The sequence below is a fragment of the Microcoleus sp. MON1_C5 genome (genome assembly GCF_036701875.1).
Classification (GTDB): Bacteria; Cyanobacteriota; Cyanobacteriia; order Cyanobacteriales; family Microcoleaceae; genus Microcoleus.
Genome location: NZ_JAUBRN010000015.1, coordinates 7,822 through 19,919 on the forward strand (window position 1 = coordinate 7,822; position 12,098 = coordinate 19,919).

Genomic DNA, 12,098 nt, shown 5'->3' on the forward strand with positions numbered 1-12,098 from the left:
TTAGTAAATGCGAAGAAACCAGCAGTTGTAGAATTGCCCAGGGCTTTAGCTTGTGCATCTTCCAAAGAGGCATAACTTCCGCCTGTGAAAATCACTAACTCTTTGCCAGTAATGTCAGGATTTGAACCGCTGGAGGCGTCAAAGTTAGTCGTAGTCAAATTGCCGAAAGCGCTCGCGGTAAACTGGAATTTGTCACTTCCAGAGGTAAAGTCGGTAATTGTATCGCCGCCTTCGCCTGTGGCTTTGTAAACAAACAGATCCGCACCAGCACCGCCAGTCAGAACATCTGCACCCGAACCGCCGCTGAAGATGTCAGCAAACTCAGTACCAGTGACGCTGTTAGCACTCGCATCTCCGGTAAACAAGACAGGAGTGGTGAAGTTGTAACCGCCAGCACCTGAACCGAAATTGTTAAAGGCGACGGGGAAAGTATTCCCAGCAGCAGTTAAATCGGCAACACTGCCTGAGTTGGTAGTAGTACCAGTCACAGTAGTGCCATTGGCAGAAGAGGCGATCGTACCTGTAAATACAAAGTCCGCCGTTCCCAGATTGCTAGCAGCCGTACCCAGATTCGCAATAAGCGTCGAACCAGCGGCTACGGTACCGTTCGAGTCAAAATACAACACCGTTTCGTTCGAGGCATTAGTAAATGCGAAGAAACCAGCAGTTGTAGAATTGCCCAGGGCTTTAGCTTGTGCATCTTCCAAAGAGGCATAACTGCCACCTGTGAAAATCACTAACTCTTTGCCAGTAATGTCCGGATTTGAACCACTGGAGGCGTCAAAGTTAGTCGTAGTCAAATTACCGAAAGCACCGCTGACAAACTCGAATTTGTCTACCCCAACAGTAAAGTCGGTAATCGTATCGCCGCCTTCGCCTGCTGCTTTGTAAACAAACAGATCCGCACCAGAACCGCCAGCGAGAACATCTGCACCAGAACCGCCGCTGAAGATGTCAGCAAACTCAGTACCTGTGACGCTGTTAGCCTTCGCATCTCCGGTAAACAAGACAGGAGTAGTGAAGTTGTAACCGCCAACACCTGAACCGAAATTGTTAAAGTCGCTCGGGTAAGTGTTCCCAGCAGCAGTTAAATCTACAACGCTGCCTGAGTTGGTAGTAGTACCATTCGCAGGAGATGCGATCGTACCTGTAAATACAAAGTCCGCCGTTCCCAGATTGCTAGCAGCAGTACCCAGATTCGCAATCAAGGTAGAACCACCGGCCACGGTACCGTTCGAGTCAAAATACAACACAGTCTCGTTCGACGCATTGGTAAATGCGAAGAAACCAGCAGTTGTAGAATTGCCCAGGGCTTTAGCTTGTGCAGCTTCCAAAGAGGCATAACTGCCGCCTGTGAAAATCACTAACTCTTTGCCAGTAATGTCAGGAGAGACCCCGGTAACACCGTCAAAGTTAGTCGTAGTCAAATTGCCGAAAGCGCTCGCGCTAAACTCGAATTTGTCTACCCCAACAGTAAAGTCGGAAATTTTATCGCCGCCTTCTTTAGTTGTCCTGTAAACAAACAGATCCGAACCAGTGCCGCCGCTTATGGCATCCACACCGAGGCCGCCGGTGATGGTATCGTTGCCGTCGCCGCCCTTGAGGCTATCGTTAAAGTTGCTGCCGACAATCTTGTCATCGCCTGCTAAACCATCGTAATTAACTGGGGCCGGAGAAGTGGTGAAATCCACATTGTCAGGGCCGGCAGTACCGACAGGAATATTTAGTGACGGGCCCGTGAAGACAAAGTTACTTACTTGCAGGCGAATGTTCAGCGCGAAACTGGCCACAATTTCAAAGCGCGCCCCAACAGCAAATACCAGTACAGAACGGCCGGTCTGGGCATCTGTAAACTGACAGAAAATAGGCGCGTCTGGGTTGCCACCCAACTGTGCAAACCGGGCTTGCAAAGTCGCGATGCTGTTAACAGTGATATCCGTGGTGAAGTCGAGCAAATTAGCGCTGCCGAGCGACCCAGGAGCAGAATTAGCAGTAATGTCCAGTCGGATCAAGCTAGAAACGGTGAGATTAGCAAAAGCTGCCGTAGAAAGCTCTAAAACATCGTCAGTGACATTAAAGTCAGTAATAAAGTCAGCTTCTGCAACTGTTTGAATCTCTTGGCGGGAAGTCCGGTAAATAAAGCGATCCCTTCCAGCACCCCCAATTAGACTATTGGTTCCTGTGCCGCCTTCGATCGAGTCATCGCCCTCATTTCCTGTTAATACGTCATTGCCACTACCGCCGATGATTTTGTCATTGCCGATGCCAGCTTCGAGATTGTCATCGTCATCGCCGCCGTCGATATCGTCATCGCCATCGCCACCTTTAACTGTGTCCTTACCTTTGCCGGCTTTTAATATGTCATTGCCGGCGCCAGCTTCGATATCGTCATCGTCATCACCGCTGTCGATATCGTCATCGTCATCGCCGCCTTTAATTGTGTCCTTACCTTTGCCGCCGATGATTTTGTCGTTGGCCTTACCGCCTGTAATGTTATCGTCACCATCGCCGCCTTCGATGTCGTTATCCAGCGTCTGAGAACCGACAATAACTTGAGGTTCTGTAGTGCCAGCAAACTTAAATAGATTTTGCTCGACAGTTAAGCCAAAACGTTGGCCGGTGAATTCTCTTCTGCCGTTGGTAACTTTAAAACCAAAACCAGCCTCACCCTTATAACCTAGTGTCGCTTTGAAACTTACTACGCCTGCGTTAATGTCTGCTTGAGTGAAGGTCAAACCGGTTTGTGTTACGGCGACTCCCTTAAAGAATAGTTGGCCGGTTGTAGCATCGGGCAGCTCGGTTACCGTGTAGACTATGCCACCAGGACCTTGCTGGTCATCGACAAAATTCAACAAATCAGGAGTAATAACTACCTCGCCGCCGCTGGAACCAGCAGTCAAGGGCTTATTAGCTTCCACTCGCGGAGGGTTAAAAATCGCAGTTGGAGTTTGAGTGGGAGTTTGAGTGGGAGTTTGAGTGGGAGTTTGAGTGGGAGTTTGAGTTTGAGGATCAACTCCTAAAAAGTCGCTAGCATCGATCTGCGTTGCGTTGACATTCGACAATCGCACCAGCGTCCTGTTATTGACCCGAATTTCAGTATTGGCCTCGACTTGTACAAAGCTCAAGCTGTTAAAGTTCAAGCCGCCAGCCAGCACAAACTTGTCTCCGCCGTCTTGGTAGTCAGTGATGACTGCACTTCCCCCAGACTGGTCACTCATGGCAAAAACGTCATTTCCCTCACCGCCGACACAGGTATGGTTGCCAGTACCGCCCATCAGCGTATCGTTGCCGTTGCCGCCCATCAGCGTATCGTCGCCGTTGCCGCCGCCGCTAACGCTGTCGTCGCCGTCGCCGCCGTCTGCCTTGTCATTGCCGTCGCCAGTAATGAGGGTATCCTTGCCGGCACCGCCCATCACGGTATCATCGCCAGCACCGCCGCTAACGCTGTCGTCCCCGTCGTCGCCTCCACACTGGTCGTTGCCGTCGCCGCCCATCACGGTATCGTCGCCGATGCCGCCGCTAACGCTGTCGTCCCCGTCGTCGCCGCTAACGTTGTCGCTGCCGGCACCGCCGATCACGGTATCGTTACCGGTGCCGCCGCTAACGCTGTCGTCCCCGTCGTCGCCGCTAACGTTGTCGCTGTCGGCACCGCCGATCACGGTATCGTTACCGGTGCCGCCGCTAACGTTGTCGTTGCCGTCGTCGCCGCTAACGTTGTCGCTGCCGGCACCGCCGCTAACGGTATCGTTATCTTTGCCGCCGTTAACGTTGTCGTTGCCGTCGCCGCCCTTAACGTTGTCGTTGCCCCGATCGCCCCTGACGTTATCGTTGCCTTCGCCGCCCTCGCAATCGTCGTTACCTTTGCCGCCATAGACGGTATCGCTGCCGGCGCCGCCGTCAACCTTATCATCTCCTTCGTTGCCGTGGGCCCAGTCATCGCCGTCATCGCCTTCGCAGGTGTCGTTGCCGGTACCGCCCATCAGGGTATCGTTATCTTTACCGCCGTTAAGCTTGTCGTTGCCTTTGCCGCCCTTAACGTTGTCTTTATCGCGATCGCCTCTTATTTCATCGTCGTCATCACCGCCCTCGCAATCATCGTCATCTTTACCCGCGAACATTTTATTTTTTTTGTCACGGTTTCCTTTGATTTTGTCTTTGCCTTTTTTGCCGTATATCTCCTCGTTAGCGCCGGTGGCGACAATTAAGTCATCGTTATCGCTACCAAAGACGGTTCGGCGGCGATCGATGCCGTTGCCATCATCTAAGTCATCGTCATCAGTACCTCCGAAGGTCTGGAAAGCGATGCCACTGTCATCATCGTCGTCGCCCGCACCTTCTTCGGGTACGGTGCCAAGCTCTCTTGCGATCGCTTCCTCAATCGCTTCCTCAGCGGAAATTTGAGGGGTGTTATTGTCTAGACCCCCGACAGGATTTTGTGTTTCATTGGGCTTGGGAAAAAGTGTTCCCGTTTCTAACAGTTCTTCTGCCATCGTTGATATTTCCCAAAAAATGGTAAGCTTCTTAGAATCAATTTATCAGCAAACAGGAGGCCGCCGAAGAAAAAAATCTAACTTCATGCTTTCGCCTGCTAGAGGAGCTGTTTTCCTCATCTTTACTATTATAGATGCCACTTAAACTGCAAGGGTTTTTTTCACTGTATTGCGAGTTTTATCTTCTGCCATTGCGAACCCAAATTAATTGAGCCGCCACTTACACCGTAAGCGCTGCGCCGAAGCGCCGAGCTGTTTAGATGTTCTCCGTAGTTTCTACAGTAAGCTGCGCCGAAGGGCTCTTGATTGTAGATTTTCTACGTAATTTCTACAGTGATATAGCTGATTTTAAACTCGCAACTTACAACTCCCAAATAACTACCCAAAACGTGTATCACCAAAATTTTACCCTTGCTTTTGTTGCGAGCTCGGCTGAGTGCATTGAATTTTTCTAACACTCCCAGCTTTGACAAATCCTTCCCTGACTTAGGATTTGAATCTCTTGACTAAACGACGGCACGCTCCTAATTTTAGTTCCCGATGAGTAATTAGAAATTTAGATAATTCGCCCGGGTAAATATTTGTTCTAATTTTTGGTTGCACCATTTTCTCTCGATTCGAGGAAACCTCGCGAACTGAGAAAAAAATTTTTTTTCGGATCAATACTAATAGTTAGGTTAAAAAATATCTATCTCAAGACAGATTGCCAAATTTGTCAACAAGTAGTAAATAGCAGAAGTCGTTTTTGGTGCAAGTTCCAAGCTCGATCGGCATTTTGAGCGGGAATGACCACGGCGAGGCTGCGAAACCCTATTGTTTTGTAGAGGCTTCGCTACCAAATCAAATAATTCTCCGAGAAACCGGCCTGATGAGGCGTAATCCTCTAGATGCCAAAAATGATGGTTGCTTGAGAGTACCGGAATAATTTGATTGCCGTTGTATTGTTGAGAGTTCTTGGCTGCTTACGTTTATTTTTGATGCTTAACTTTAACTAGATTAAGAGAGTTAAATAAAAAGTTTTCTATATCATAAAAGGGGTAAATTAGCAATAAGTTATTAGCAATTATCGACGGTCAAGTATCGATTACCGATCGCCACTGAGGTCTTAAGGATGAGGGCGGAGGGCTTACGGATGAGAACCCAGGGCTGACCAATTAATTAATTGACACAAAATCAAGATTACACATGGGGGGTTGGTGGTAGAGGATAAGCGGTAAAGACCGCTTGACTGATAGCCAAAAAAAATAAAATACTCAACTTTGCCTGCGATATTGCCCTGAAACCGGTTGGGGTGAGCCGAAGTAATTTTAATAAGAACTAGAGATCCGCCTGGTAAAGTGCCTCCAATTTAACTTTACTCAGCAATGAGAAACTCAAGTTCACGACGAATCTAAAGGGGTCTGCGGTAGAGGTGCAAAATGTTAAAGATAGGAAGATTGGAGAAAATTCGGCTTTCACCGAGCCACAGGGCAATCAAAACTAATAAACTGTTATTAAAGTACAACTTTTATATTCTCAAAGTGTTTGAACAAATATATATGACCCTAGCGATCGCCCGATCGGGGGAAGCGCATTCAGAAACTTTGATAGAAAGAGTAAAAAATATGTTGCCGAGTGCTATTGCTAGCCACAAAAACGCAGGCAAATTCAGAATTAAGGCGGGAGGGCGCTAAATCCGTGAGCCAGGAATTTCAACTCTCAGTCACCCCTGTTGGGGACGACGAATATCTAGTGCGGACAGAAAGGGTTGCACCCGGTGTACCCTTAGCCGAACAACAAGTCCGCTGGCCGATCGACGAATGGCTTGCACTGTCTGCTCAACTGATGAACGACCCGCTGGTGGGCTTGCTCCAGGGAAAAGTAGTACAGGGAAGCAATTTGGCTGGTCGCGGCCTCTCCCGTTCGGGAAACAACTCAGCGCCCAATTTAGTAGCCCTGGGGCAACAATTATACAGCGGGCTGTTTCAAGGAAACTTGCGCGATAGCTGGACTTGCGCTCAAGGCATCGCCCAGCACCGCCGAGAAGTGCTGCAACTGCGACTCGGACTCAAAGGCCGGCGCTTGCCGCGGCTGCCGTGGGAAGTTCTGCACGCCGGCGATCGCCCTTTGGCAACCGGCACCGATGTCGTGTTTTCTCGCTACCAACCAGGTACAAGTTTGTTCAAACAAACCCGGATAGTGCCTAGTAGCGGGCCACTAAAAATTTTAATGGCGATCGCCTCTCCGAGCGATCGAGACAGCTTGCAGCTCAAGCGAGAAGTGCTCCACCTGCAACAAGAACTCCAAAACCGCAGCGCTAATCCTCTCAAAAACAGCCCGCATTCTCCGGAAATTCAACTGACTATTCTCGAACAGCCCGATCGAGAACAACTTACCCAAGCCCTAGAACAAGGGCACTACCAAGTCCTGCACTACGCAGGCCACAGCAACTTAGGTTCCAGAGGTGGCGAACTCTACCTAGTCAGCAGCCGCACCGGCTTAACCGAAACCTTGAGTGGCGACGACTTAGCTGGATTGCTTGTTAACAACGGTATTCAGATGGCCGTGTTCAACTCCTGCCGCGGCGCCTACGGCGATCCCTCAGACCTCGCGGACGACAGCCCGGAACGGAACTTAACCGAAGCTCTAGTGAAGCGGGGCATTCCGGCAGTGCTAGCAATGGCAGAAAGCATCCCCGACGATGTAGCCCTAACTCTGACGCGGTTGTTTTACCGCAACCTCAATCAAGGCTATCCAGTCGATCTGAGCCTGAGCCGGGCTAGAGCTGGGCTAATTTCTGCCTACGGTTCTCACCAGCTATACTGGGCTTTGCCCATTCTCTACCAGCACCCGGACTTTGACGGCTATCTGATCGGTGGCCCAGCCCACAGCGCGACATCGGGGTCTCGGGTGCAAATAATCGCGTCGGGAACGCCACCCGCTCTGGCGGGTACAGAATGGAGTGCGCCACCTTCACTCTCGGCGATCGCCCAATACCCCCCAATCCCAGCCAATCGATCGCATGAGTCAGACAGTTCTGACGGCGAAGTCTGGGAATATTTTCCCGACCAATTAAAAGATCGCAGGGATTGGGTTCACCAGAACGATCGATTCGATGCCACTAATTCACCGAACTCACCGACGGCTTCGCCGTCCTCTATTCCTAATTCTGAGTCTTCGGCGATCCAAGCAACTCGCGCCGCTGCACCGACTCAGAAACCGTTAAAAAAACCGGGGTTGAAAACATCTGTCGCCCTAATGCTTTGCTTATTGCCCGTTGCTTTGAGTGCTGGCTTTTTTGGGTGGCGCTACTCGCACCAGCGAGACACGAAACCTGAAGAGTTACTACCGGCGGTACGGACTCCCCTGTCGCAAAATTACCTGCAACAACGTCACTAAAAGCGATCGCCCACTGCTATGCGGAATTTACACCCTCTTGGTCTGGCTCCAAACTGGGTGGGGTTTTTGCTGGCCGTTCGCGATCGGCTGCCGGTGGAAAAGCGCTCAAAAGTATGCTGCTCGATCGAATCTCGGACTTACCTTCAGCAAGCCGGTTTTTACCGAAAATAAGCAGCAGCGCAACCAAGCATTTAGGAAGAAACCGGGTTTCTCGTCGAGAGAGTAAGTCCGGGACTGCTTGATATAGAATTCGTCAGTCGATTGTAGATTTTCGACTTCGGCTTGAGCCCGGAGTCGAAGGATTTGAGATTTTAGATTTACTCCACAGATGAATCTGGAAGCTTGAACAAGAGTCTAAAATTTTGATCTCTCCACGACAGGAGTCGGTGGCTTATATGCGTTTTTGGGCGGGCTGATTCGGCAGCAGCAGCATTCGTCATTCCGCACAAGACCATAAAAGCCAGAGTTGCAACAATTAAGAACGTCCTCACCGTCAGTGCGGTTGGTATATTTCACAATAATTAACTATGGAAGCGGCTGTGAGTTTGACGCGCCCCTCCAGTTGGTGGATAAATTTTGAGAGTCTGGCAATTTACAGGCCCCGAGTGGAAAGCAATACATTTCCATCGAAACTCCATGTCGGGAACCGCTGATAATTTGTAGTGCATCAAACATTTAAGCGGTTGTGCATTTAACGCGGTCTTTTTCAATTCCCCTGTGGAAATAACCTCAAGTTCTCTGGCTTGTGGCCGTAGGAGGAAGATTTTCCCGAGTTCCCCCTAGACATCTACTGATTCGTGGCGAAGTGTTAAGAGTCGCGAAGCAATCTCGCCCGATCAAAACTATTCCCCTCTTAGTGGCTGCCGGATGTTTCTGCGGCCGCGCCCATTGAGTCGGGTTTTAGCTTAAACCCGTTCACCGAAGAGGTGAAATTTCCTTCAATTTTTACCGGATTGCCTTCCCCAGACTGCGTTCTGTGCAAGTTATATGCCCAACACCTTAATAGAAGATTGCTCGTTGGTATTTGGGGTTTTGAGGGGATTTCCCGCTCGAAAAATAGGGTTTATACTATTTTGGATTTTAGATTTTAGATTTTAGATTGAAGAATTGGGAATGACTTATTCCATAAGGGTTTGGAGTACGGGCCTACAGTTGGATTCTTTTTGTAAAGTGATTTTGCAAGTAGCTGGCAGGGACATCGAGAACAAGTGCTGCCTCCCCTTGTTGAGGTAAAAGTTAACCCCGGCCGGTAAATGCTGTCGGCAGATTTGCAGCGGCCGCGCTCTAGGTATTTCGATTCATGGCTATCTTGTTTTTACCTTGACCGCAGACTCGATCGGGGATTGGTGAATGCAGGGAACAGACTTTACTGTAACAAAGTAAAGCATTTAATTTGCGACAATAATTCCCCGCGCGATCGCTCCGAGGCTTACACAAGCATTTGGGCCGCGAGGAGCAAATTGATCGCCCTTCGAGCATCCTTACTTGCACCCCCGGTCTTGAGGCGGCAAAAATTTATCCAGAATCTTAATATTCAGAATTCTTAGTATTGACAGTGAAACAAAGTTAATCTAATGTGTTGTAATTGATATAAGTAAAGTCCAATAAGCGAGGTACGGTCAATGGCAGAAACAGCTACAGCACCCTTAACAGGAAAAGGTCTGCTTCAAAAAATCAAAGGCAGTGATTTGCCGCGCAGAGAACTTGCAAAGCTTTGCGGCTACTTCACTGTCAGCAAAAGTGGAGAAACCCGGATTAATCTGGCTGAGTTTTACGATGCAGTGTTAGCTGCTAAGGGCATTGAGCTAGAGAAGTCGAAAGCAGACGGACGCGGGCGAGAAGCGAGTTATCGAGCTAGCGTTCACAAGAATGGTTCGATCGTGATCGGGGCAAATTATACCCAAGAAATGGGATTAAAGCCGGGAGACGAGTTTGAAATTAAGCTCGGATACAAGCACATTCGCTTGATTCAGATCGATGTGGACAGACCGGATGTGGAATTGGATGATGAAGAGGAGGATACAGAAGAATAGAGGCGATCGCGAGGCAGTCAGCCGATAGCAAGGCGACTGGATTTGGCATTCGCTACACGAGTATTTGCGCGCCACCCTTCGATGGAACTGATGAGCTGTCTTGACTATTTCTATTTTCTCTTGTCCCGCAAAGACTACAGTGCCTCTGAACTTCGCAAAAAGGGGCAAGAGAAAGGTTTTGGCAATGAGGAAATATTGGAGGCGATCGCGCAAATTCAAGACCGCGGCTATCAGTCCGACACTCGCTTGGTGGCAAACTCGATCGCCTCTGCAGCAGGCAAATACGGGAAGTCTGCCATCAAGCGCAAGTGCCTGCAAAAAGGAATTACCAACGATTTGTTCGAGCAAGTCTGGGAAGAAGAAATTGCCGAAAATCAGGACTCCGAAGCAGAAAAACTGGCCGAATTAAAAGCCAAAGTCATGCGGAAATACAAGATCGATACTTGGGGTAAAGCAGATCCGAAAACCAAGGGCAAAGTCTTGAATTACCTGCAATACAGGGGCTTTAATGCCTTTGAAATTTGGCGGCAGTGGCAAACAGAAGAAGATGACGAGTAAATAGTAGGGCCACGCAAATAGGTGCGGCCCAGATAGGCAAGCACAACTACACTGCTGCCGACGGGGCTAAAGTGTAAGTTCTGAGTTTTTGTAAATGTATGTCAATCCTCAGCGTTGACTAAATAAGATTCGTACATCTGCCGGTGTCTGGCTAAAAGCTCGAGATATTTCTCGTTGATTTTGGCCAGCATCCATTTTTCTTGAAAAATGGCGGCGGATTCTGCTTTCACCGGATCTGCTTGTAGGGGCAAAATATCTTTTCGAGCTGCGGTTTGCTCTGCAACAGACTTCAGCTTCTGAGGGTTTTGCTGGTATTTTCGACCGCTTTTGTGGTTGGCGTAGCGACGCGATCGAGTATACCCCATCTGCAAGAACTTGCGGGCCATGTCGGCTCCCACAAAATCTTCGCGATCGAGATACTCTAAAAACAAGGAGTAAATTTTGCTGCTGGACTCCCTGGCAATTTCAGGAGTCTTAAATCTCCAGAAAGGCAGAATTTCTCCTTTGTAGGGTTCCACCAACAGCACTCCCTGTTCTCCTTTCCCTACGCGATAAAGTTCCGGGTGCTGTCGAAAGTCGATGTTCTTAAAATCCAAAGAGTAGTCGAACTGCTTCATTGGGCATTTTCTGTTCTATCTGGAACTATAGAAGCCCGGGGTTTACCTTCGTCTGGTTGGGTATAAACCCAGGCCCAAGCAATGAAGACAGCTTGAAAAGGCAGCCTGAACCAATACAGTAATTGGTTGTGGGGAATCCCTTCTATCGGAATATTGTTGACGGCTTGATTGATATTAGCTGGAAACACGGCAATAAACAAGGCAATTAATCCCCATGCCGCCGCCCTGCTGACAGGAGGAACTAACAGCCCAATGCCACCCAAAATCTCGAAAAAACCGCTGATATAAACCAAGGCTTCTGGGTAAGGAAGCTGGGGCGGCACGATTCGGATAAAAGGTGTCGGCACTGCAAAGTGCAGCACGCCTACAATACTCATAGCTACTGCGAGGATAACTCGCCAAATTTCTTTTTGACTTTTCATGGGCAATGGGTAATTAATAATTGTTAAATTGCTGCGATAAGGCTTGCCAAAATTCGCTCTCTGGGGTCTAGAGGCCCATAAAACTGACATCCAAAAATTCCAGCTTTCCGGGTTTGGCTGCTCTTGCTGGTGGCTGTAACGATTTTATTGCGTAGAAAAACCAGGTTTCTGGGTAACTCCCAGACAAGTTTTCACAGCCCCAAACTGGAGGTAGCGAGAACTGGAATCGAAGGTCTGGGCGTTGACTGCCAAAAACAGATAGCGCGCATTTTGATAACAAGATTTTAATGTCTAGTTCCCTGCTGCTGTCTCTATCTTCGGGTAGTAAAACAGGATTTTTGTTCCGGCTCTGGCTGCGTTAGTGGTCAAACCAGCGGGGGATTTTCTCGATTGACAAATGGGCCACAGCCTAACATTAAATAAATCATCGCGGGAATTGATGAGTGCGATTACTGTTAATTTTGACCTTGCCTTGCAGGCGATTTCCTACCCTTCACCGAAGGCACGCGCATTCGGGATAGCTTCGCTCGCGCGTACCTGGATTAGACTAAATAATGCGAGTAATTTGTCAATAACTTTTAGAATTATTTAAGATTGGCG

The 12,098-nt window shown here is 49.0% G+C and carries 9 protein-coding genes; 6 read left to right on the forward strand and 3 right to left on the reverse strand.

All coding sequences use genetic code 11. The annotated features are described in order from the left end of the window. Positions 1 to 4,490 (reverse strand): cadherin-like domain-containing protein (locus QUA71_RS09935; RefSeq protein WP_333284481.1); only part of this gene is annotated, 4,490 nt, incomplete at its 3' end. A gap of 745 nt (positions 4,491 to 5,235) precedes the next feature. Between QUA71_RS09935 and QUA71_RS09940 the strand changes: the two genes are divergently transcribed. The 6 genes from QUA71_RS09940 to QUA71_RS09965 all read left to right on the forward strand — a co-directional run bounded on the left by QUA71_RS09940 (position 5,236) and on the right by QUA71_RS09965 (position 10,459). Further along, a complete protein-coding gene (locus QUA71_RS09940) occupies positions 5,236 to 5,415 on the forward strand; it encodes a hypothetical protein (RefSeq protein ID WP_333284483.1) in 180 nt (59 codons plus the stop codon). 493 nt (positions 5,416 to 5,908) lie between these two features. After that, the gene (locus tag QUA71_RS09945) at positions 5,909 to 6,163 is read left to right on the forward strand and encodes a hypothetical protein (protein WP_006634372.1); all 255 of its coding nucleotides are present in this window, start codon (positions 5,909 to 5,911) and stop codon (positions 6,161 to 6,163) included. Between the two features lie 4 nt (positions 6,164 to 6,167). Next, positions 6,168 to 7,868, forward strand: a complete 1,701-nt coding sequence (locus tag QUA71_RS09950; RefSeq protein ID WP_190733588.1) for a CHAT domain-containing protein — start codon at positions 6,168 to 6,170, stop codon at positions 7,866 to 7,868. A gap of 18 nt (positions 7,869 to 7,886) precedes the next feature. Beyond that, positions 7,887 to 8,039, forward strand: a complete 153-nt coding sequence (locus QUA71_RS09955) for a hypothetical protein (protein ID WP_333284485.1) — start codon at positions 7,887 to 7,889, stop codon at positions 8,037 to 8,039. 1,451 nt (positions 8,040 to 9,490) lie between these two features. Then, entirely contained in the window at positions 9,491 to 9,901 is a 411-nt protein-coding gene (locus QUA71_RS09960; RefSeq protein WP_015177612.1) for an AbrB family transcriptional regulator, read from the forward strand. 42 nt (positions 9,902 to 9,943) lie between these two features. After that, positions 9,944 to 10,459, forward strand: coding sequence for a regulatory protein RecX (locus tag QUA71_RS09965; RefSeq protein WP_333284487.1), 516 nt, complete (start codon positions 9,944 to 9,946; stop codon positions 10,457 to 10,459). 101 nt (positions 10,460 to 10,560) lie between these two features. On the opposite strand, the gene QUA71_RS09970 is transcribed toward QUA71_RS09965, so the two are convergent. Further along, positions 10,561 to 11,076: a DUF4385 domain-containing protein gene (locus QUA71_RS09970; protein WP_190663473.1), complete on the reverse strand. Its 516-nt coding sequence runs from the start codon at positions 11,074 to 11,076 to the stop codon at positions 10,561 to 10,563. Next, entirely contained in the window at positions 11,073 to 11,588 is a 516-nt protein-coding gene (locus tag QUA71_RS09975) for a DoxX family protein (protein WP_333284489.1), read from the reverse strand. Before QUA71_RS09975 ends, QUA71_RS09970 begins: the two co-directional genes overlap by 4 nt. Between the last annotated feature and the right edge of the window lie 510 nt (positions 11,589 to 12,098).

What these genes read in the sequence shown, in the direction of transcription:
- QUA71_RS09945 (WP_006634372.1), top strand. Translation starts at nt 5,909, where the DNA reads ATGTTAAAGATAGGAAGATTGGAGAAAATTCGGCTTTCACCGAGCCAC.
- QUA71_RS09955 (WP_333284485.1), top strand. Translation starts at nt 7,887, where the DNA reads ATGCGGAATTTACACCCTCTTGGTCTGGCTCCAAACTGGGTGGGGTTT.
- QUA71_RS09975 (WP_333284489.1), bottom strand. Translation starts at nt 11,588, where the DNA reads ATGTCAGTTTTATGGGCCTCTAGACCCCAGAGAGCGAATTTTGGCAAG.
- QUA71_RS09970 (WP_190663473.1), bottom strand. Translation starts at nt 11,076, where the DNA reads ATGAAGCAGTTCGACTACTCTTTGGATTTTAAGAACATCGACTTTCGA.
- QUA71_RS09960 (WP_015177612.1), top strand. Translation starts at nt 9,491, where the DNA reads ATGGCAGAAACAGCTACAGCACCCTTAACAGGAAAAGGTCTGCTTCAA.